Below are 21,809 nucleotides of genomic sequence, written 5' to 3' on the forward strand. Positions count from 1 at the left end.
CAATTAGGTAGCTAAACTAAGCTTTTTGCGCGTTGGGAAACCACAGCAACTTGTGTTTTAACTGGGCTGGATTACACTATGCGGCATATTCACGCAACCACCCTGTTCTCTTAACATGACCTTTGTAGTCACCGATAATTGTATTAAATGCAAATACACCGATTGTGTCGCGGTATGTCCTGTCGATGCTTTTTTTGAAGGTCCGAACTTTTTAGCCATTGATCCGGCCATTTGTATCGATTGCGCACTGTGTGTACCGGAATGTCCAGCCGAAGCGATTTTTCAAGATAATGCGCTGCCCCCCGGGCAAGAGCCCTATTTGGCGATTAATGCAGAACTTTGCCAACAATGGCCTAACATCAATGAATTGAAGGCACCACCTGCCGATGCTGATGAATGGAACGGCGTAGCGAACAAACTGCCGTTGCTCGAGCGTTAGGCACGAAAACCTTTACCCACCAAATACACTTCACGCGAGCGAGGCCGTGAGGCGGCGGGTTTACGTACGATAACCTTATCAAACGAGCGTTGTACGTCTTTTACGTATTCATCGTAGCCCACACCTTGAAACACTTTGGCGCAGAAACTCCCCCCCGGCTTTAACACGTTTCGCGCCATATCCAGCGCCAACTCAACCAAATACATTGACGTGTATTGATCGGTACTTTTCACTCCACTTAAGTTTGGCGCCATATCGGAAATCACCGTATCCACCGGACTACCATCAAGGGCTTGAAGAATTTCCTCATATACCGCTTCTTCAGTAAAGTCGCCTTGTATGAACGTAACACCGATAATTGAATCCATCGGCAAAATATCAGACGCGATCACACGCCCTGACTCACCGACTACAGGCGCAACGATTTGTGACCATCCACCCGGCGCAGAGCCCAAGTCCATAACCACAGAGCCCGGACGGTACAATTTATCTTTTTCATTGATTTCGATGAGTTTGTAGCTGGCACGCGAGCGATACCCATCCATCTGCGCTCTTTTAACATATGGGTCGTTAACGTGCTCATCCAGCCATTTTTTACTGGTCTTTGATCGGGCCATGGGGTGCGTCTTCTATTGGTATCGCTAAAACGGCAAATATTGTATACTCACATGCTCGAATTACAAACCTCGCACTGTTTAACGGGCTCTCCCCTATGAAGCTTGACGATGTCAAAAAACTGCATCAGAAAAAGTATCGCTCGCAATTTGGCTATTATCTGGTCGAGGGTGAACACCTCATATTGGAATTGCAAAAAGCATTTTCAGACGCCACCGCCGCTCGTGCAATCACTCTCTATGTGACTGAGTCAAACGAAGCATGGGCCAAACAACTTACGGCTGGGTTTGAATTAGCAGTGGTCAGCGACAAGCAAATGGCCCAGCTTAGTGACACCAAAACACCACAAGGGATGATTGCTAGGGTTCCACTACCGAGCGCAAATACCAAACTCTCTGCGACACAAGCAAAACGCTGCATTTATCTGCACGAAGTGCAGGATCCTGGCAATCTAGGCACTATCATCCGCACATTGGCGTGGTTTGGTGGATTTAAATTGCTGCTTAGCCCTAACAGCGTGGATCCCTACAATTCAAAAGTGGTGCGCGCCAGTATGGGCGCAATATTTAGTTTGCCCATTGAGTTGGATGTGGCGCTGGAAACACTGCCGAATCGTTTTACTACGTTTGCCTATTTGGACCTCCAAGGCACTGCCATCAACACCCCTCGGTTTGCTGAATTTGAGTGCTATCTTTTTGGCAATGAGGCTCGCGGCGTGCCGCATCAAGCGCTGACTCAATTTAATGCAAAGCCCTTTACTATCGCTGGAAATGGAGTGATAGACTCGCTTAATCTCGCCAGCTCTGTGGGTATTTGTGCGTATCAACTCTCCATTTAATTTGAGAGTAAACAGAATATAAAAATCAGTGTTATTACTGACTGCAAAGCTGAGGAAAATTGGTGCGTCTACCCTGACTCGAACAGAATGCACATATAGCTGTATTTATTAGTTTTTATTAGCCGACATAAACACCAATATTACTAACTGTGTTACCAACTTAGAATGTACAGTAAGCTACTTTCAGAAGGTTCAAATCACCATAAACTTATAGTTTTTTGGTAATAAATAAGATGGTGGTTCCTCTTCTGGTACTGCATATACAACCTCTCGATATTCCTTCGAGTAATAGGTTGTGCTTAGACATTGCCCAAAACCATCATGAGGCACAATAAAGGTTACTTCTTCTGGAGCAATTTCTAGACGCTCAGACTCAATACGCCACTCTCTCTCCCATGTAAAATCAATTTTCGGTGGTTCAAATGTGACATGCCTCCATTTTAGAGAGTTAGGAAGTAGTTCGTAGTCGCATTTTGGTTGATAGATAACAGGTCTTCCTCCACGCGAGAAGATATAGTTTTTCTCAAACCGGACTCCAAACTTTTTGTACCTATATTCTTCTCTATGAAATTGATTCATCGGTGTTTCGGTGAAACAAATACACTTGTGTTTACCTTTTATGAATCCATGACCGCCTAATAACTGTCTACTTTCTATAATTTTGCACAGAATATCAATTGCCAACTCTTCAGTATCGGCTTTTACCCAATGATAAAGGTAACGAGATATATCAGTTCTCACCAAACACTCCGAAAATAACGCCTGCAGCACGCGCGGCTTTATAGTGTAGGCACAGCTGCAACGAAAAAGCCGTCACCGTGCCTGCGCTTCTTAACTGTTTTGCTCTCTAATTGCTGCTATCTTTTGGCAGATCGAATAATACCAAGACTTCTTCATACCCAGCTCACTTCCTTCTGGTGGAAACCACGATAACCCTGAATCAATTGCGGACAAAAAGCAAAGCGAATTAATCGCTGCAACGATTTTATAGAAGTTAATTGGCTTTCCGTAGTCTGCGTCAGCATACGCAGCATGTGTAATTCCGTGCCTGTTAGTATTGTCGTCATGTGGATACTGGGCGGAGTCGGCATACAGTTTCTCTGTTGCGAACTGCTCGAATGAATCAATCGTTGACTCTACTTCTTCATACGCTCCCAGTTTTTTACTATTAACTTCTGTTTTACAGCTTTCACATAGGTTTTTTATTGTTTGCTTTATGTATTTATGCTCTACACACCTCTTCTCGGCCAGCCGCCTAGAAACCCCCTCCACAACGGGAATCAAAGTTGCTACTGCCGCATAATGCAAGCCAAGAAAATGGGCTTCTAGCCCATCACCTAGGATTTTCATATAGTCTTTTATAAAAGGCGTGGATGAGTACTTTTCTATATAGAGATTTGCCATATTAGACGGTGAGTATATCTCCGCTAATATCACTTCTAAATCTGATTGAGTGAGGCCGTTCGGATTTTCGAAATTTCTTCTTAGTATTTCTTCCATTTGCCCCATGGTCACATAAGGAGGAATAAACCAACCAATTTTCTCGAACTCAACAGACCAAGAATCTAGACTTCCCATGTCGACTACCTTGTACAGTTAACGCTCGGCTCACCGAGCAAATTTTTGGTAGCGGCTTTTGTGCGTGTTTTTGCACAAAAGGTGACGGCGAAAATATGTCCGGTGCAGCCGTTTGTTAGCTTTTCTTGTTTGATTCTGTGAGCTTTGGCGGCTTCACTTGCGGCATAGGTGTTTTAGTGCCGGTTGTGGGTAATCCTCGGCCATTGTCTTTAAACTCTGTTTTTTGACCACCTGATATTGATTTGTTTTCATCTGACATTAAATTCACCTTAGTGGTAGGTATTGGATAGATATAAGTCGGCTTCTCTTTCAGCCCGAGCCAAAATCTTGCTGTTTTTAGGTAATACTATATCTTTCAGGGCCTTTTTCTCTGCTTTTAAAGATTTATCTCTGAGGCTGATATAAAGATCATGAATTTCTTTCTCGGATAGCTCTCCCTCTGCAACAGCAAACCAATGCCTTTCACACTCAAGAGATATTTCCTGAATCTGATCATTTAAATCACTGATTGGTTTTAGCCTTTGCCTGAATGGAAGAAACTGCTTTACCGCTGTAATCACTTGAGACAATGCAATAATTATGGCCCATACAATTTGATACTGCTGCCAAATTGCCCACGCGGCAATGCTTGAAGAGGACGTTATAGCCAGAAATATATTTATTGCCTTATCCCACCACTCTGACTTCGCAGCGTAATTGTGCAAATAGATCACGTGAGTCTTTAATTCTCTTAGAAGGCTCCAGTATTTCTGTTGATATTGACTCATCTCATTCCTTCGTGAGTAAAGCTAAAATTTAATAGTGCGCAAGTTAAGCGTTTTTCTACCGAGCGTTTGCTCGTTTTTATCCATAGTGCCACGATTAACAAGTTCCTGAAAGTCAATGAATACAACGGATGCAAAACAATTTCGAAGATATCATTGCGGACAATAATGCGCTATCGGGTCGTTTTCATGAATATAGATGCAAACATCTGTTTATAACAGTCAGAACAAAATTATTTCAGCTTTGCATTCCTAAGCTGGCGTCTAAAAGCATTGAACAGATTACGATCACATAGGAATTAAATGGCATCCATTTTAGAAGTATATATATGTCTGAAATACTTATCGTTCAGCCGTTTAAATGCCAGCTTGTGACCGACAGCTTCTGGCACTAAGCATAAAGGTCAAAACAAATATTTGAATGTCTGTCGCTTGTTTTTTCCTTATATAGATTAACACATTGGATTTTTTCAACAACAATACAGACAGCGAGATTAATTACATCAAGTAAATGTGCTTTGAAGATAAGTAAAAAGAATGCTCTTTTTGCTTTAAAAGCAAAAAGAGCACTGGTTCTAACAAGTGCAGCTGAGTCAGACTCGATACCACTCTCCCTGAGAATCTGGAGTATAAAGCGGGTTTTTTGGAAAAACATCTATCCACACGATTGTCCTTCGACCAGGGATCTTCTGATGCCATTCGGCAATAAGTCCTTCAGCCTTCAGCTGGTAAAGAGCTGGTTTGTATCTTAAGGCCCTCCTAAGTCCTTTTATACCCATGGAGCTTCGAAGATCCGAACTTTTAATCCATCTAACGTTTTCAGCACGCAATTCCCTGTTAATTAGATTGTTGATGTAGATCGCATCCCTTATAGACTCTGACGGACGCACAAATTGGGACTTATAGTAGTCCGCGCAATAAAAACAGATTTCTTTGGCGCAGTGTAATGTCTGTGATGAAATTCCTCCTTTATACCCTTCGAATAAATGTAAACAACCAGCTATTCTAGAAATGATATCCATTAATTTTGATGCGTGATCGCGCATTTCTTCGAATTCGCCACCACGCTGTTGCTTCATCTCAATATCATTGTAAATTTCAATCCAAATTCGCTTTGCTTCTGGTTCAAAATCGATCTCCACAGCTTTCTCGTTGCCGCACATTACGCGATATGATTTAAGCATCAACTCTCTTCCCCGCTTTTGGAAGATTTGCAGAAAATGCTCACATTGAGTGGCACCGTCATCGAAACGACAACCCGCTAATGATTCGGCCTGACAGATTAAAAATCTTGCAAATGAACCAAGGTCCCTTAAATCACCACCTTTTTTATCCTGAAACTTGTCAAACAATTCAGGTTGGAGCATAAGCAAAAACGTCAGTATTGCAGGAATTTCAAAAGCCCCCTCACCAGCTCGCGCAATATCGATGGTATCGCCGTCATTCGCAGTATTGAAATTGCAAAGGTCTTGCAGAAGCCATTTATCAAGAGCTGCACTGGCTTCAGACGTAACCACAGCCGCACTTCTTGCACTTTCTTTCATGGCTTTCCACAAACCTGGACCAGTAATATCTTCGTAAAGAAATTTTGGTTTAAGAGGTTTTTTGGGCTCGTTTCTGAGGTGGGTTCGAAGCTCGGCTTCTATTTCAGACATACAGCCGTCATTCTTGATAGTAGAACGAACTTTTGCTCTCAACTCCCGCGTAGTTTCCTTCCATAATTCATACTCAAATTCGAAATTTCTAATCTTTTCAATGTATTCCTCATTAAGTTCCTTTTGTAGCTCCTTGATCACTCGAAACAATGCTTTAACCAAGGGGCTTTTTCTGGCCCCAGAGGAAGCTAATATTAAAATCATTAGAGATAATGGTGTTAAACCTCCTCTTGGTTTTTTTACCTTAGCCATACCCTGACAACAAAGAGCGATAAAGGCTAAAGCAACTAACATTGTCATGTCATAGTTAGTGCCAAGATTTTTACTCAACTGAACAACTGCATCATAAAATTTTCTCGTCGGTAAGTTGTAGATATTGCGGTAAGGCAAGTTTTGTCCAGACGTTCGATGTCGGCGAGAGGGGGTCAAATGTGGGGATAAGACGGGTGGTTTGAAATCGGTTCCATAGTTAACCATTGACGCCCCCTTTCTCTTCAAACTTTACTTTCTTGCAATCCAACCACGCATTTAATTCGTGTTTCAGATGCCCCTTGCAATGTCGAGAGATCGCAATAAGCGCCGGAAAGCTTGAGTCAAAATACTTGGAACTACTATTGCGATAGTTGTGATACGTGCTCTTACTAACACCGATATATTTTGGCGTATCCTTTGCTCGAATGATTTCATGTAAATCATGTCCCCCTACTACTTCAGAATTAGAAGGTGGGAGACATAAAGAATGATTTTCGAGATTCTTTGTAAAACTCGATGACATTGGCTTTGGAGTGATTGGACTATTCTTGTTTAAAGGTTTGCGTTGAACTCTCACCCTATAATCACTAACTTTCTTAAAAACATATTCGGGCTCGTTTCGACCGATATTATCCATTGTAGTTTCCTCAATATAAAAATTAACACGATGATCCGCGCACATCGTTGTGCATGGTCACGAGGTACAATAGAAAGTAATGGGGTGTTAAACGAGACGGTACATTAAAGTATCATCATAGCATTTTTTAAATGGACCCTATTGACAGGTTAAGTCTTTTTGTTTTTTGCATAGGCCCAAATTGGTCTGATCAACATGGCTCCGTAATGAGTTTCTTGTTCTGTAAGGCGGATGTTTGGTACGTTACGCAACTCGGGAAAACGCTCCAAAAACTTAGCGAACAAAGAAGCTTGTTCATTATTCATGCAATTCGCAGCTTTACGGGTAAAAGCCAAAAGTAATGTTTGGACTTTTTTATTTGTTGGATGGGAACTGGAACTATCTGGCGTTTCACCCTCCCAAAAGAAAGCAGCTACGTGATGCAACAGGTAGAGCTTTAAAGGATAATGTAAAACCAACGCTCTGATAATCCGTCTATCTGAACGAGCCTCAAAAACGGGCATTATCATTTTTGTTGCGTATTCAGAGCATTCTTTACCGCCACTCCAACCATCTCGAGATAGCTTTAGTCTCTTTCTAACGCTGTTTATTTTTTCTAGGTTGGCACCTGCCGGAAGCTTGTCTTTGTCACCGAGCGCTTCGTTTGAAAATAACCTCAAAAATTCGTTAATCGAAAGCTCTTTTCTTTTTTTGATTTCAGTGACAACTGCTTGACGCAAACTTAAGTTTTTAAATTCTACTGAATCATAAACTTTGTTTTCGACCTTACTCGTGCTATCCGAAGCAAAATCACTTGTAAATGCACAATCAGTCCAGAACTGGTCATAAACAGCGCTCAAATAACCTAACCGAATAAAGCCATTTACATCGTTGTTGGGGTATGAAAGCTTGCTTTCCCGCACGGCCAAGGGAACCTCATCATCGATGCCAATAGCCTGCCGGATCTGTTTAAGGTCACTAATACACTCTGCATCGTTGCGCCGAGGCCGAACGGCAATAAACGCATCAAGGATGTTGAGTGATGGATCAATACCGGTTTCGATTAGACTATTGGTAACACTTACTGCTTTTGATGTGAGACGAATAATCTCATTATCCGAAATAGAATTAATATCAACAAACAACCTGTCACGTTGCTTAGATACCGCATTATAAGCGCCGTTGAACCAGACTTTCTCACCTGAGCCATCGAGAACTCTTTGAAGATGGGCGGCATCTATAGAAAAAAAATCTGCACAGTAACGTGAACATAACGATAAAACACCGGAGCCTACGTTTTGCTTTAACTTAATGAATTGTAGATTACTTTCATCCTCGCCCACGGCTTCCATGTGAACTGAGTCTTTATCGTATTGCACTGCCGAGTAGTCTAAGCCCGGAAAAATAAACGTGACATGGTAGTCGCTGTTTGGGAAGCTCAAAATCTCCTCGGCCAAAGCAACCTGAAGAACATAATCTTCAGTAACATCAGCAAGCAAGTCAGACAATTTAAATATCTTTAGAACGCTACCCATCTCTACTCCATTTTTGATGGCTGTGTCACTCGATAGCAAGATGCTCCAAGAGACAATCATATTCGATATATCTGATTTAACAAAAACCAGTGAGAGCCAAACTTAATTCTCCCCAAAAAAAGGCAAGCTCAAAAATAATCTTCGAATAGGTTTTTTTCACAAGACTAGCCTGCAAACCCTCTCTAAAAGGCGAGTTCCCGCTCCGAATCGCATCCAATTTACTCAGGTAAAAGGGATTCTACTCGTATTTTATTCCCTATGTATGACACTAACCAACCATTAGGTAATTATCATGTCATACGATATTGTTAAAAGTAATACATGGTGCACATATAGGATCATGAAGTTTCAAAGAGGAAGCTATAACAGTATCCTCACCAGGATATATGAAATCCTCAATTACACTCAACAACTGTATTCTAAAGTACTGACTATTCAAGGTATATTGCATATGCCTGATGGATATGACTATCAAGATACTGAAGTCATTACTCGATTCTTTAAGTCGCTAAATGCAAAGCTCGACTACGAATACCAAAAAAAAATACTGTATGGTAAGCATGCTAATCCACCCGGACTGCATTTTGTCTGGGTAAGGGAGGTAGGAAGAGAAAGCTTAGAAGAGGGAAAACCACACTACCACTTCTGTTTGTTTCTCAATGGTCATGCCAAACAAAAACTTGGAATTTATGACTATCAACAATCAACCTTGTTTAGCAAAATCGTTAATTCATGGCAAAGTGCCCTAGAGACACGTTTTCTTCATACTCCTTTTGTATTTAGTCCGTCACTTGTTACCTTCACGCGAAATGGCGTTAAACTGCTTAAGCGTTTCCAAGATGCCAATATAAACCTTGTCAATCAGACTAACGCCCAGGATTTCAGAGCCTTGTTCCGCAGATTAAGCTATTTTGCAAAAGTTGATACTAAGACGATTAACGACGGTACCCGAAACTTTGGCTCGTCCCGGATACCAAGGGACTATGAAATTGTTCCTGCACTGCTAGACGCTACAACACAAGCTCCCTAAAATCCGTATCAACGTCTTGTTGTGTCATTCCAATATAACGAAGCGTGTGAGCCTCAGAGGAGTGGCGCAGCATCTTCATTACTCTGGCAAGGTCATTGGTGGCATTGTAGAGGTGAAAGCCCCTCGTCTTACGCATGCTATGTGTCCCAAGTGACAGCCCCAGCTCATCGCCAACTTCCTTGAAGGCTTTGCTGACGGCTCTCCTGGTAAGTGGACGCGGAGTTTTATTAAGCGAATAGCGACTGCGATAGGACTGAAAGACATACAGGTGGTAAGGATTATCGAGACGAATACGGTTGATGATGTCCATCGCTTTGGGGTTAAGTAAGATGGTTGCGTGCTTACCAGTTTTGCCCTCTTTAAGCGTTAACCGGTTGGCGCTGATTTGTGAGAACTGGATAGAGAGCAAGTCTGATATGCGAAGTGCCAGGTTGAGGCCCAAATCCCAGACATCGGCCATCTGCTGGCCATAGCGCTTTTTGAGCAAGAGACTCACCAGCTTGATGGTCTCTACGTCTTTAATTGCCAAGACTTCAGACATGGTATGTTCCTCTTTTGTTGAATTATGGACATTTTGGGAAGTTAACGGGCAGTCGCTGCCCTGCCCCCTTGGTTTTAAAGGCCTGCAATGTTCCCGTTTGAGCAATTTGGGAACATTACAGATACTGGCTACAACAAGCCGCATTCGGCAAAGGAGACGCACTCACGGCCCACAACAACGTGGTCCAATACAGGCACGTCAATCAGTGCAAGCGCCTCTTTGAGTTTGTGCGTAATGTCTTTGTCAGATTGAGAGGGCTCAGCGATGCCCGAGGGATGGTTATGAACCAGGATAACCGCTGCACTGTTGTGCGCGAGAACCGTTTTAACGACTTCTCGCGGGTAGACCGCCGCGGCATTGATGGTACCTCTAAAAAGCTCTTCAAACTCAATCAGGTGGTGCTGTGAGTTCAAATGCATAATGCAAAAGGTCTCATGGCCCAAAGAGGTGAGCTTGAACTGCAAAAAAGACTTTGTTTCGGCTGCGGAGCTAAACGCGGGTGATTGGGTAAACTTCTCTTCCAGGATATTGGCAGCAGAGGCCAGAATATCGGTTTCAGAATAGGTGTCGGTAATACGTGAGTTAATTGGCATTGTCATTTCCTCAAGTGATGTTAATGCCAACAGGTGATGTAGGTCCAAAAAAATGACGAATGCGGCATAAGGGGCCATAAGGCCCCTTCTTTTAATTATCGTACTCTTCGATTAGCCCAGTTATAACCAGCAATAACGCCGGTTATGAAAAGCTCGAGTATTGGTTTGGTTGATGGTATTGGCATCATTGGCGCTCTTCCTTTGATAAAAACTCAAAAAGACTCACGCCGGTGATGAACCCGGCAATAAAAGCTAGTGGCATAATTTACTCCTAATCATTGTTTGAATTGCATGCCATATCCTAGATGGCAATACTCAGAAATGATGTAGGTGTGAAGTCTTTTGTGTTCTGGAAGTTGGTAACGTATAGCTTATTTTTCAATAAACTACAGGGTAAATATTTAAATCCATCAGCAAAAAGGATTCATGACTGTTAGCAGTGAACACCTCAACAAAAACAAACCCAATGGCCTTTAACGCGCATTTTTTATGAGCATCAGTAGATCATCATCGACTTTAAGCGCAACTGAAGTCGTTGTTGTATTCACGTGAACATGCAGCCTTCCATAATTACCCTTGAGCTGATTCTCAACGTAATCATGCAAGACCTTCTCAAAATTAGGTGTATGCATGACCATCAATCGCTCGCCATAAGACAAAACTTTAGGTAACTGGTCGCTATGCTCATTAAACCTAACTACAGCCATTGCAACACAATCTCCTTTACCTTCATCAAGCCAGGTCACTGAAGAAATATTAGCGGGTCTAAGCCCTTTGGATACTATGATAAGAGATATACATGCTTGCTCTTGGTACCCAGGGATAATATTCATACTGAGCTTACAATCCAAAATTTCTTTGTCCTGATTTATCTGTCGAAATGCAAGCCATAGTGATACGAACACAGCGGAAAATGTTGCAATAACGCCAAACCACGTTCCCAATGCAGAAAGTGCAGGTATTATGCTATTTTCATATTCGTTTCTTGAAGAGGAAAAACCTAGCTGAATACCACTTATAAAAACAATAATTAGCGTGATGCAAAAAATCAACAAAATGGCTAGGTATGCGAAGTGGCGTTTCACAATAATCTCTAATTAACACCAAGCGCTTTAAAAACCGCATCTACCGGTTCTGCATAAAAACTAATTTGAAACTTTGCAAACAGCTCTGCGGGAACAGTTGGGATATCGGACGCTGAAGCCATTGGCAATAATACTCGTGTAGCGCCACTATCCATTGCCAACTGAAGACTGCCGGCGAGATCTTGAACAGGGTTAACAACTCCCCCTAACGTCATCTCTCCTAATACTACCATTTGCTCTTGTACTGGACGATCCATCAGAATTGAGCAAAAAGCAATTAACGCGGCAAGTGACGATTTATTACTAGGCCCAGTATTGTGCAATTCTACAACGTGCAAATGATATTCATGCTCTGAAAACTTTGCGGATGCACTAATACGGTTCAAATTACCTTTAAAATAATCAAAACCGACTCGAATAGCCTCTTTAGCTGAGGTATTCGAACCAAGGCCCGACACTGAGTGCTTTCCTGTACCGGCCATCATCTGAGTCTCATAGCGATACAGACCAAGTTGTTCAGAACTCCCCTGAGTTACGAGGTGCACGACACCCGGACGAGGTAATCCTTCCGGAATAAGCTTATTGCCACCTTGTTCAGGCACATTCACAAAGAATTCTTCAAGCGATTCATTATCAATATAACTGAAATGAACGTCATAAAACTCCATGCCACCGAGTTTTTTTAATTGCTCTTTAACTCGACGTCTAGTTTCCAGAGCATATTCTAGGCATGATCTAACATCATCTTTAGCATATTGAGCATCGGGATGTAACAACTTCAACAGGCCCGATACCGTCCTTCTGACAGCAATTACATCACGCTGATTGAGATTGTTCCCTAGTTTGAAGAATCTATCAATGGCATCTGAAAAGCTACGCTTCCTCATTTCGCGCATATATTCCGCTAGGTAATCCGTTATCAATCCGTAGCTATTGGTAAAGAATTCAGGGCGCATCTTTGGTATTTCCCATCCAGGAATATAAGAATGGAAACGGTCAAAAAAGGCCGTATCGATCATTGCATCTGGAAATGGCGCTAAAAGGTGGCTAGTTTTGACCAGTGTTTCAACACTTTGATTAATATTTCCAACGAAGACCATGGAGGCTTTTGCTTCAATAGAGTCACGACCTCGAGCAAACGAACCTGAGGCCATGTAGTCTTTCATAATCTGAACACCATCCTTGTCTTTAAAGCTTATCCCAGCTACCTCATCAAAAGCGACTACGTCCCACATTCCAACCAAACCAACTTGACGAGAGCTCATGTTGTAAAACAGGTTTGCGACGGTTGTTTGTCCACCAGACACAAGTAACGAATTAGGTGAGCACTCTTTGTAAACGTGGCTTTTACCCGTTCCTCTTGGTCCGAGCTCACATACATTATAATTGTTTTCAACAAATGGAATCATACGAGTAATAAGATGCCACTTCACTCGCTGCTCAAGGTTAGTAGGCTCCATCCCTATAGAGCGCAATAAGATGTCCATCCATTGTTCGCTATTAAATTGCTTTCTAGTTGAGAATACCTCTTCCATGTTCATAGAGGGCATCTGTATTGGCTTCAGTGTTGCTATAGAAAACGGTGAAGTCTTTTGTCCTTCCTCAAAGAAATACTGCACGGTAATAATGCACCATATTCCCCCTGTCAGTAATTTTTCATTGTCCTTTACAATTTTGGTTGGAACCAAAGCATCTTTGATCCCCAAATTAGACAAAGAAGCTTCGTAAACATCTTTCCTTTGATTAAGCTTTACACTCGCTTTATCAATAATTTTGAATACGCCACGTTCTCGAATCAGAGACTTAACTTTTTCGGCTTCATCGGGTCTAACGTAATTCTCAGCCAATATATTCTTAACGTTTTCAAGACCTTGCATTATGACTTCGTCATCATCGGACGCACAATACATACCCAGTAAGTATTCCAGTACATATACGGGGACGTTTGCACCCTCTTTAAGCTGCTTTGTGAGGTCCTTTCTAACAACGCGTCCTTTAAAGTACTTATTCAGTAACGTATCTAAATCCGAGTTATTTGCATCGCACTCAATAACATGTTCATTGTTGTCGCGGCCTACCTCTGATGAATCATTTATCATTATTACCTCGGTTTCTTAAAAGAAGTCATCTTGAAATGCTAAATCGATAGTTACTGCGTATTGCGTATATCGAGTCTCGGTTTCGACATTCTCTAACACAAGAGTATATTGTGCATTCCTATCGAACTGCGAACCAATTAACTTCAATCTTGTCTCGCGTGTTCTTTCATCCATTACATTGCTTATACTGTCGAAATTAACAGTTTCACGACTAGAAACTTCATTTCCATCCACGTCAATAACATAAATGTCCAGTAGGCGAGCAATAAAGCGCTCGCCTACTGGATCTGTCTGGATAAACTTAATTTTTTCTATGTTGTTTACGATTTTTATTGGCTGTGTGGCTGTAACAACACCTACGGGCTGCTTCTCATGTTGAGCAGCCTGCTTTTTCTGCAACTCTCGTACGTGTAATACAGGAACACATACTTCCTGTAGCATCGCTCCGCCGTGCACAAACTTGGCACCACCAACGAAGTGAAAACGTTGAGTACCTTTCGGCACCATAAAATGGTAATCATTTTCTGGCTCTTTAATGCCGTTTGCCGTGTTTGAAATCGAACCTTTCCAATAGCTTTCATCATCGGGCAGCGATTTACCAACGATATACCTTTTCTTAGCTTCGAGGGTTCCGCTTGGCTTACTAAGTAACTTAGTCTTTTCTGGCGTAGAGAGAGCTTTTTGTTGGAAGAGGAAGCCATGGTCAGCGGTGATCACAACTCGGCTGCCGTTTAGACGGTTGATGACCCGCCCAACGAGGTCTTTTAGCTCTTCAATGGCACTACGACAGGCTTCAAACGTTTTCTCTTCAGTTGCAGCCTTATCACCAATCGCATCAATGGTATCGTGATAGATATAAACTACTTCTACGTCTCGAACCTTGTCACGCCCCTCCTGGTTACTCCAGCTCATCAGTTCCTTAGAACTCACTGCCATACCACCTGCTTTTTGTAGGATGGCGTTGCGGTTGTCTAAACCCTGTGAAGAAATACCATCCACATAAACAGCCGTGCCTCCGCTTGCGCCAGAGGTAGAGAGCGGCTGGTAACTGAGCGCCTTATGAGGCAATAATGCCGCCATCCCAAGTTGGGTATAACTCGGCAAAACACCCAACTGCGTGGACACTTCAGCTTTAAATCGCTTCTCGTTGTTAATGATAGCGCCAAGCTCATTCGCAATTTCAAAACGCAGGGCATCAGAGATGATCACAAACACTCGTTTTGTCTGTTTCAGACTCAGTCGTGTGCGAACTTCTTTTTCATAAAAGTCATACTGGTGCGGTACGCCAGAAATCTGCCACTTTTCAAGTAGTTTCTCATTGGCCAAGTGACGATCCCAGGCAAGGCCAAGCTCATATAAGTACCAGTTGGTATAAATGCTTTCGACTTCGTCGTCGAGCTGACGCAGTATGTCTGCACCTTTACTCAATACAGAGTGCACATGCTCATTGAACAAACGGTAAGCCTGGTCAAAACGATAAATGTCTGTGGTATAGGCGTCGTACATTGCTTTCGCGTTATCAAAGTGGAACCCGTCCACATAGCGATTTCGCAAGTGCATTAACTCTTCAGCGTTGCGGATAGCTTCATAAATTGCGAAGTATTCTTTACGTGACATTGTCCAGTGGCTAGCAAGACGTCTTGATAAGACCGTATCAAACTGAACCCGGTCTAGTGCTTTACTGCTATCGAGCAAATCACGAACTAAACCACGGATTATGGCCTGCTCCACAGCTTCGAACGTTTCGCATTCGATAAGCTCGACCGGATGGTACTGGCCAGCACGAGTCGAAATTTCTAGCTGTTGGCTAAGTACCTTAGAGATACTTTCGTAGTAGGCGGCGAAGGAGCGGCTGTCGCGCCAGCTCACCATAAATGCCAAGGCTGTCGCCCGGCCTGATGCGCTTTTTAAAACATTGTTAAGCAACCAATCGCGTTCAACGCCTTCAATCTGGCTCCAGAATTCAGTACAGAATAATTTCAACACGAAATCTGAGAAGGTTGGCTCTTCGACTGTATAGCCAAAACCCTCACTCAAATATGTCCAGAGTGAGGTCTCAAGATCAAACTTTCCTAGCTGGCTCCACAGTGGTTTAAAGACATCGGGTTGGCCAAGGCTTTCATCTTCATATAAGCCGTCAGCGCCTGCGGCGGGCGCGTCTAGCTCCTTAGAATAAGTGCGAAGTAACCCAAGCAGAATGTCCGACAAAGACGCAGAATCAGCTTTTACAACCACTGCCATCATCTTCCTGTCTAACGACAGTTCGTCTTCGTTTTCAGTCACCCACTTCTTTAAACCGGCTATGCGCTGTTTATTAGCAAAAAAGCTTTGGCGCTTACGAATGTGCGTGCGAAGCGCCATTTTCGGGATACCCAGCTCATTAAGCAGCATTGAGCTGTGATCAGCAAAAAACTGCTCGCTATACAAACGCACGTCTAGCAACCAATCACGATCAGGCTCTGGCTCAGCGCTTGGAAAATAGATAAGGAATTTAGCTTCACGCTCATCTACTTCAATGCGTTTTTTCACTGCCAATACAGACTCATTGCCCATATTGAGGATGGTCAAATCATTTGGCAGTACCCTAGCAGTTATATCTGCCGCTTTATCACCTGATTCTTTTGTAAGCCCTTCTTTTGCAATAGATAGGGAATTAGCTAAATGCTCAAGCTCTTCAGTAAAGCTTTGCTCTGGGTCGTACCAAAACACAATGCGGCTTTGTTCGAGCTTGGCGGCGACACCTTGCGCCAGTTCACTAATCTGCATCCGCTATTCCTTGAGTAAAATAGTTCACTAACTCAGTGGCACTAGGACAGTTTTGGTGCTGAGCAGCATGCACTAATGAGAAGCCATAATGTTTTGTAATTTTCTTTGCAAATGAAATTTTCTGTCCGGGACCTCGTTTTCCTCTCTCAATAGCGATTTCCTTTAGCCGATCCCAAGGCTTTCCTTGCGTTTGTTCTGGTTGGATTTCATTGAAATCAGTTATTCCTAACCAGCTATTCATAGCGGAAGAGTCAGCAAGGTACCATGCCTCTAAAGCTTTTACGGCAATAAATGAAAATTTTATCGATGCATGTGCGATACGCTGTCGGACGGATTCAATACTTGGATCATCCTCAAGATCTGTTAGCACGTAAATCTGTTCAACATTTTCTAAGTCAAACCGCTCGATAAACACTTCGATATTTTGAGGCAAAAGATTACCACCACCCTCTGCATCAATAACCGGAGTAACCAACTCATAACCATTTCTATCTAGAAAATCTCTGAATTGAGTTGATTCAACGACAACCTTCTCGCTTCCACCTTCAACGATAAAACCAACTTTTTTCTTTTGATTCACGGCTACCATGGCAAACCTCCATCAAAAAGATTGGTTAACCACGCGGTGTCTAGTGCAATTTTATTTTTATCAACACCTGAGTCTTTAGCACTCTTTATCTGAGTTTTGCCATCTTGTTTACTGACAAAATAAAGCTCTTCTACTTCCAAGCTTCTCACAATGGATTCGCTGTGAGTTGTAATAAATACAGGGTGCTTGGTTGAGGCATTTTCTCGCATAAGTTGCACCAACTCAGCGATGGCCTTGGGATGAATGCCACGTTCAGGCTCCTCAATAATCGTGATCCCATCTTCTCTAGCACGACTTAGCACCGCTGTTAATATGCATAAGGCGTAAATTGTTCCGTCTGAAATTAATGACGCTGGGAAACGAGCTCTCGTGCCTTCTTCCTTAAACGTAATAACGGTCGACGCATCTAGCCGTTGCTTTTCGGTTTTGACATTTTCCATCCCGGGAACAATTAATTCTATCCACTCCAAAACCTGTTCACGAAAATCATCATCTTTTTCTAGTTCAGATAACATCGTGGCGACATTTTTGCCGTTAGGATCTAAGGCTGCGGCATCAGCAACTGAGGTGTCTGGGGCTTTTGCTGCAAATGGATCAATACGAAACACCCGAATATTGGTCAGAAAGCGATACAGCGGGAAATCACTTAACAGCATCAAGGCTGACATTTCTTTTGTGTAGTTAGGCAGCTTCTGTAAGCTGTCTGAACCGCTTAATTTAATTTGAATGTCTGTTGGTGACTTTCGTTCAATGAGCACATCACCATCTGCCTTGAGGCTTTCTAATATCTCAGGTTTGCTATTCATTGCGCGAATTTTGAGGAAGTAATCGTAGCGGACATTGTCAATATCAATTTCTAACTGAAACGTCATCGTAGTGCGCTGCTCCTTGCGATACTTAAAGCAGTGGATCTGACTAAATCCACCAAACTCACGTATTGCTTGGGTCGCCCCTCTTTTTATTACCGCACTTAAGAAAGCAAGCGCATCGCTCAAATTACTTTTGCCCGAGCCGTTAGCTCCAGCCAGAACGAGAAAGGGCGAGGTGTTGCCAAATTCAATATGAGCAATACTTTTGAAGCCTTTAATTTCTAGTTTATGTATATTCATGTATTTACTCCGGCTTCTTACCAGTAATTGCTTTAACATCAGCCAACAAATCACCAAACTTGCCGTAATTCACTTTCACGCCATCATCCAGATCCAGTGAAATACGAATATCGGCGTAGTGTTTTAGCTTGTCATCAAACTCTCGTAGCTCGACCTGTTTCTTGGTTAAAGCATCCATTTCTTTCTTGAAGCGGTTCGCTTCACTGGTCGAGTCTGCCGTTTCAATCTGCTTCTCAAGTTGCTCTGCATAAGCATCGTATTTGCCTAGTAACGGGGTGACATACTCGGTACGCATACGAGAAAGCGTACCCTCGTTGTATCGATGCAAATACACCAGGCACTCAAAAGCCTTCTGTTTGCCTGAGCTAAATAACCAATAAATAGGCCGTTTTTTGTAAGTCTTAAGATGATCTTTATAGAACTGGGTCGATAAATAGCGGCGAATTGTCTCCAACGCTGATTCAGATTTTTTCGGTTTAATGGCGTTTAGGCATAGAGATTCGGCGACGAAATCCAAGTTTTCTTGCAGATGATCATCACCCCAAACAACTTGAACAAACTCACGGAACCGGTTGGTAGCATCATCTTTGAACCATTCTTGGTCAGTTAACGGGATGATTCCATCTTCATCAGCTGGGAAGGTTTTGTAAGCTCCTTCGGCAACAAGTTGCTCAAAGCCATCGTTAGCAGAATGAGCGTAAATTAAACCTTCTTTATCTAGAGAATAACGCCCCATCATAGCACCAATGCTATATGACAAAAATTCAACCAGATAGTCTGATTGTTGTTTTTTACTATTGTCTTCTCGGGAATTATATTGATATACAGGATTAGCAAACAAAGTAATATTGTCTAACTCTGTAGGATAAATATCATCTGATTGGTCGTATGCTCTACAAATTATTTTATTTAACTCAGACTCGAGCCCTTTCGCCGCATTAACAATCAGAGCCAGGCCATCAACATAAGATTCAAATACTTCAGCCAAAGATGATGAATTTTTATGTTCAATAAAACAATTATTTTTGAAATCCCATGAAAATTCTTTGGAGTCCCAATCATCTCTATAAATTTTAATTAATCTATCTACCAGATCTCTGACTTCTTTAACGTCTAATTTTTTAGATATAGGCAAACTGGCAACATTTCCAGCTTGAAAATTTAATGTCGGATTTAATGTCTTTAGAAGAACCTGAGCCATATCAGAGTTTAAAAAACCTATAACGGCTTGATCACTTATTTTTACTGGAAAGCAGGCTGACCCACCCGCATCAAAGAGCTCACCTCCTTTACTAAAGCGAGCTGAAAATCCAAACGAAGATATAGCCCCCCAATTTACATTTGGCTTGAATATATAATCTAAATTGAAGTTTGTCGCCCAAACCCTATCTTCCGACGGATGTTTTCTATTTTGTAGAAGCCAACCATCCTTCTCCCAATTAACAACATCTAATTTATTCCCGTACCACTTTCGATAACCACCACCTTTTAAATATGAAAACCACTTAAGGCCACTTTGGAGAGCTGCCTCTCGATCAGGAAATCTATCTAATCCACTTTTTATGATAGAAACTTCAAACCAATACCTAACATAGTCTTCGTTTCGAGCAGTCACCATTCCTTTACGTGTTGGCGCAATAGACTCTAAATTTTCATTTAACACAAAAGAGTTTCTCAGATCTTCATTAACCCAATAAGCAATCGGACTCCCCGGAATCTTTGTGAAATCATCTGATGCAGCTACCGACAATCGTTCATTCTTCACAGGAAACTCATAGGGCACACCATATTCATTTATATCTTCATTATCAGCATATGAGAAAAATCCTTTATAACCGCTCATTTGAATATTCCGGAAAATGGTTGCATTCGTACCAAATGCAATTTTCATAACTCCATTCCCCATATGCACCATGTTTTCAATAGTTTTATGGCTTAATATAAAGTCCCTCATTTGTTCATAACTAGATAAGAACATCCAGCTTTGCATTGTTACCATTGAATTAAGACCTGCTTTTTTCAGCCAGCCAAATCCTCGTTCGATAAAAATGGCAAACAAGTCTGATTTACTATTTGGGTATTGTTTCTTAGCAAACTCTTTCAAATCTGTATTCATGCCTTTACCGCCCATATACGGAGGATTAGCAATTACAGCATCATAACGAATGGACAGAACCAGTGCCTGATGTACAAATTCAATCAATTGCTTCGCCGCAGGCTTTTGCATTGAGTCACCTGACTCTTGTAGCTCGACTAGAGTGCTCAGTAGCTCTTTTAGCTGCTCATGATCATCGCTTGGAACATCAATCAAAGAACCAAAGGTCTTAGCCTGAGTAAATCTTGCCAACGTTCGCTTCAGCAGTTGGTAGCGGTTGTCTGCGTTGAACGAGCTTAAATCTTGCTCTTCGTCAGAGAACAGTCCTTGCGATGTGCCGCTTTGCCAACTTCCCGATAGGTTGAGTGCTTTCCACAACGTTGGCAGGTCGATATGGTTACTTTCCTGCAATGACAGTACATTGAGTCGCACGTTACGGGTAAAAATACGCTTATCGTCATCTCTAGCCATCATCATCAGCGCAAAGCCAGATAACTGCGCTGCACGATCATCTATGTCCAGGCCGTAGAGGTTGTTCTCCAGAATCATCTTTGGAATGTCACGTGAGCGGAAACCACGTTCTTCGTAGATGGCTTTTAGTACGTTGTAAGCTTCAATCAGTATGTGGCCCGAGCCACAAGCGGGATCGAGTACTTTGATGGTTTCAGGTTCAATAGATTCTGGCGTAATAGCCTTTAGCTGTTGGTTAACTTCGTCAGATTGTTCAGCAGGCTCAATGTAGTATTCCATCTGCCTTTTAATGGCAGAATCTGGGTAGGTTTGCAGCCATTGACGACCGACTGAGTTTTGTACCAGGTACTTCACAATCCAGTTGGGTGTAAATAGCTGGGTAGCGGCAGGAATATCTTCACTCTTCACCACCTTACCCATTACCTGATCTTTCTTTTCAGAAATGTAGAATTGGTAAAGCCAGCCAATCACTTCTACCTGTTGCCAGTCCTCTTCAGGAATGCCGTCTACCAACCCACGCAGAATTGAGTCGGTACGTGTTAGGTTGTCTGGTAGCAAAAGTTCTGTTTCATCGTCCAATGCGTCGAACAAGAAAGGCATCGCCTCATGAAGCTTATGGCACTGGCCCAACAGCAGTTCACGATACAGCTCTTCGTCTTTGTTGCCCGCAAGCTTGAGTTCAATAATGCGAGCTCTATCTAATCCGAGTTCATCCGCAGCATCTTGCGCATGATCGATAATTTCAAAGCGCCCTTTGTTCGTTGCGCCAGCGCCTTGGGAGTTGTCTGGGTGTGACAAAACGCGAAAACCGTGACCTAGATAGTCATGGATTTCCATATAGCGAATAGCACAGAGACGGTTGAACCAGGTATAAGCTACTTGTTCAATAAGTTGTGTATACCCAAGTTTCTGGCTTCTGGCTACTATGCGTTTTCTGGGCTCAGCCAGTTTACCGTCAAAACTGTTACCGGCGATTTGAAGCACAGAACCTTGTAGGTTCGCTTCTGCAATTTGTAGCTCGCCTTTTTTATTCGCGGTGATACCAAAGGTGTTTAATCGTTTAGCAACCGCATCCATAAATTCGCGGCGCGCTTTTGGTGCGTATTTTTTAATGTTGTTCGTATTCATATGACTTTGCG

The 21,809-nt window shown here is 42.4% G+C and carries 19 protein-coding genes; 3 read left to right on the forward strand and 16 right to left on the reverse strand.

The window, feature by feature from the left end:
• The first annotated feature begins 115 nt into the window (after positions 1–115).
• Positions 116–439: a ferredoxin FdxA gene (gene fdxA / locus AC121Z_RS09760; RefSeq protein ID WP_498123847.1), complete on the forward strand. Its 324-nt coding sequence runs from the start codon at positions 116–118 to the stop codon at positions 437–439.
• On the opposite strand, the gene rlmE is transcribed toward fdxA, so the two are convergent.
• Positions 436–1,056 (reverse strand): 23S rRNA (uridine(2552)-2'-O)-methyltransferase RlmE, encoded by a 621-nt coding sequence (gene rlmE, locus AC121Z_RS09765; RefSeq protein ID WP_498123848.1) that lies wholly within the window; start codon positions 1,054–1,056, stop codon positions 436–438. The two genes, fdxA and rlmE, sit on opposite strands and share 4 nt — an antisense overlap.
• A 95-nt stretch (positions 1,057–1,151) precedes the next feature.
• Here rlmE and AC121Z_RS09770 point away from each other — a divergent pair, with 95 nt between their 5' ends.
• Positions 1,152–1,892: a TrmH family RNA methyltransferase gene (locus AC121Z_RS09770; protein WP_498123849.1), complete on the forward strand. Its 741-nt coding sequence runs from the start codon at positions 1,152–1,154 to the stop codon at positions 1,890–1,892.
• Between the two features lie 192 nt (positions 1,893–2,084).
• On the opposite strand, the gene AC121Z_RS09775 is transcribed toward AC121Z_RS09770, so the two are convergent.
• From AC121Z_RS09775 to AC121Z_RS09805, 7 genes are all read right to left on the reverse strand, one after another.
• Complete coding sequence (locus AC121Z_RS09775) at positions 2,085–2,633, reverse strand: hypothetical protein (RefSeq protein ID WP_498123850.1); 549 nt, start codon at positions 2,631–2,633, stop codon at positions 2,085–2,087.
• 90 nt (positions 2,634–2,723) lie between these two features.
• Complete coding sequence (locus AC121Z_RS09780) at positions 2,724–3,470, reverse strand: hypothetical protein (protein ID WP_498123851.1); 747 nt, start codon at positions 3,468–3,470, stop codon at positions 2,724–2,726.
• Positions 3,471–3,585: 115 nt separating this feature from the next.
• Positions 3,586–3,729, reverse strand: a complete 144-nt coding sequence (locus AC121Z_RS09785; protein ID WP_498123852.1) for a hypothetical protein — start codon at positions 3,727–3,729, stop codon at positions 3,586–3,588.
• A gap of 10 nt (positions 3,730–3,739) precedes the next feature.
• On the reverse strand, positions 3,740–4,237 hold the full coding sequence (locus AC121Z_RS09790) for a hypothetical protein (protein WP_498123853.1): 498 nt from the start codon (positions 4,235–4,237) through the stop codon (positions 3,740–3,742).
• A 590-nt stretch (positions 4,238–4,827) separates the two neighbouring features.
• Positions 4,828–6,279: a YfjI family protein gene (locus AC121Z_RS09795; protein ID WP_498123854.1), complete on the reverse strand. Its 1,452-nt coding sequence runs from the start codon at positions 6,277–6,279 to the stop codon at positions 4,828–4,830.
• Between the two features lie 79 nt (positions 6,280–6,358).
• Positions 6,359–6,778, reverse strand: coding sequence for a hypothetical protein (locus AC121Z_RS09800; RefSeq protein WP_498123855.1), 420 nt, complete (start codon positions 6,776–6,778; stop codon positions 6,359–6,361).
• A 149-nt stretch (positions 6,779–6,927) separates the two neighbouring features.
• Positions 6,928–8,292, reverse strand: coding sequence for a hypothetical protein (locus AC121Z_RS09805; RefSeq protein WP_498123856.1), 1,365 nt, complete (start codon positions 8,290–8,292; stop codon positions 6,928–6,930).
• Positions 8,293–8,632: 340 nt separating this feature from the next.
• On the opposite strand from AC121Z_RS09805, the gene AC121Z_RS09810 reads away from it, so the two are divergent.
• Positions 8,633–9,322 (forward strand): inovirus Gp2 family protein, encoded by a 690-nt coding sequence (locus AC121Z_RS09810; RefSeq protein WP_498123857.1) that lies wholly within the window; start codon positions 8,633–8,635, stop codon positions 9,320–9,322.
• Here the strand turns inward: AC121Z_RS09810 and AC121Z_RS09815 are convergent.
• The 8 genes from AC121Z_RS09815 to pglX all read right to left on the reverse strand — a co-directional run bounded on the left by AC121Z_RS09815 (position 9,303) and on the right by pglX (position 21,798).
• A complete protein-coding gene (locus tag AC121Z_RS09815; RefSeq protein ID WP_498123858.1) occupies positions 9,303–9,863 on the reverse strand; it encodes a tyrosine-type recombinase/integrase in 561 nt (186 codons plus the stop codon). The two genes, AC121Z_RS09810 and AC121Z_RS09815, sit on opposite strands and share 20 nt — an antisense overlap.
• A 128-nt stretch (positions 9,864–9,991) precedes the next feature.
• A complete protein-coding gene (radC, locus tag AC121Z_RS09820) occupies positions 9,992–10,456 on the reverse strand; it encodes a RadC family protein (protein ID WP_498123859.1) in 465 nt (154 codons plus the stop codon).
• Between the two features lie 473 nt (positions 10,457–10,929).
• On the reverse strand, positions 10,930–11,541 hold the full coding sequence (locus AC121Z_RS09825; RefSeq protein ID WP_498123860.1) for a hypothetical protein: 612 nt from the start codon (positions 11,539–11,541) through the stop codon (positions 10,930–10,932).
• An 8-nt stretch (positions 11,542–11,549) separates the two neighbouring features.
• Positions 11,550–13,640, reverse strand: a complete 2,091-nt coding sequence (brxL, locus tag AC121Z_RS09830; RefSeq protein WP_498123861.1) for a protease Lon-related BREX system protein BrxL — start codon at positions 13,638–13,640, stop codon at positions 11,550–11,552.
• A 15-nt stretch (positions 13,641–13,655) separates the two neighbouring features.
• The gene (gene pglZ, locus AC121Z_RS09835) at positions 13,656–16,406 is read right to left on the reverse strand and encodes a BREX-1 system phosphatase PglZ type A (RefSeq protein ID WP_498123862.1); all 2,751 of its coding nucleotides are present in this window, start codon (positions 16,404–16,406) and stop codon (positions 13,656–13,658) included.
• Entirely contained in the window at positions 16,396–16,995 is a 600-nt protein-coding gene (locus AC121Z_RS09840) for a DUF4276 family protein (RefSeq protein WP_498123863.1), read from the reverse strand. Before AC121Z_RS09840 ends, pglZ begins: the two co-directional genes overlap by 11 nt.
• Entirely contained in the window at positions 16,989–18,143 is a 1,155-nt protein-coding gene (locus AC121Z_RS09845) for an AAA family ATPase (protein ID WP_498123864.1), read from the reverse strand. Before AC121Z_RS09845 ends, AC121Z_RS09840 begins: the two co-directional genes overlap by 7 nt.
• On the reverse strand, positions 18,109–21,798 hold the full coding sequence (pglX, locus tag AC121Z_RS09850; RefSeq protein ID WP_498123865.1) for a BREX-1 system adenine-specific DNA-methyltransferase PglX: 3,690 nt from the start codon (positions 21,796–21,798) through the stop codon (positions 18,109–18,111). Before pglX ends, AC121Z_RS09845 begins: the two co-directional genes overlap by 35 nt.
• Between the last annotated feature and the right edge of the window lie 11 nt (positions 21,799–21,809).

Source organism: Alteromonas sp. DYW1 (genome assembly GCF_059752595.1).

Excerpts from the sequence above, each read along its gene's own strand:
- brxL (WP_498123861.1), bottom strand. The coding sequence starts at position 13,640 with ATGATAAATGATTCATCAGAGGTAGGCCGCGACAACAATGAACATGTT.
- AC121Z_RS09840 (WP_498123863.1), bottom strand. The coding sequence starts at position 16,995 with ATGGTAGCCGTGAATCAAAAGAAAAAAGTTGGTTTTATCGTTGAAGGT.
- AC121Z_RS09785 (WP_498123852.1), bottom strand. The coding sequence starts at position 3,729 with ATGTCAGATGAAAACAAATCAATATCAGGTGGTCAAAAAACAGAGTTT.
- AC121Z_RS09810 (WP_498123857.1), top strand. The coding sequence starts at position 8,633 with ATGAAGTTTCAAAGAGGAAGCTATAACAGTATCCTCACCAGGATATAT.
- pglZ (WP_498123862.1), bottom strand. The coding sequence starts at position 16,406 with ATGCAGATTAGTGAACTGGCGCAAGGTGTCGCCGCCAAGCTCGAACAA.
- rlmE (WP_498123848.1), bottom strand. The coding sequence starts at position 1,056 with ATGGCCCGATCAAAGACCAGTAAAAAATGGCTGGATGAGCACGTTAAC.
- AC121Z_RS09845 (WP_498123864.1), bottom strand. The coding sequence starts at position 18,143 with ATGTTAAAGCAATTACTGGTAAGAAGCCGGAGTAAATACATGAATATA.
- AC121Z_RS09800 (WP_498123855.1), bottom strand. The coding sequence starts at position 6,778 with ATGGATAATATCGGTCGAAACGAGCCCGAATATGTTTTTAAGAAAGTT.
- AC121Z_RS09815 (WP_498123858.1), bottom strand. The coding sequence starts at position 9,863 with ATGTCTGAAGTCTTGGCAATTAAAGACGTAGAGACCATCAAGCTGGTG.
- pglX (WP_498123865.1), bottom strand. The coding sequence starts at position 21,798 with ATGAATACGAACAACATTAAAAAATACGCACCAAAAGCGCGCCGCGAA.
- AC121Z_RS09790 (WP_498123853.1), bottom strand. The coding sequence starts at position 4,237 with ATGAGTCAATATCAACAGAAATACTGGAGCCTTCTAAGAGAATTAAAG.
- radC (WP_498123859.1), bottom strand. The coding sequence starts at position 10,456 with ATGCCAATTAACTCACGTATTACCGACACCTATTCTGAAACCGATATT.
- AC121Z_RS09780 (WP_498123851.1), bottom strand. The coding sequence starts at position 3,470 with ATGGGAAGTCTAGATTCTTGGTCTGTTGAGTTCGAGAAAATTGGTTGG.
- AC121Z_RS09770 (WP_498123849.1), top strand. The coding sequence starts at position 1,152 with ATGAAGCTTGACGATGTCAAAAAACTGCATCAGAAAAAGTATCGCTCG.
- fdxA (WP_498123847.1), top strand. The coding sequence starts at position 116 with ATGACCTTTGTAGTCACCGATAATTGTATTAAATGCAAATACACCGAT.
- AC121Z_RS09805 (WP_498123856.1), bottom strand. The coding sequence starts at position 8,292 with ATGGGTAGCGTTCTAAAGATATTTAAATTGTCTGACTTGCTTGCTGAT.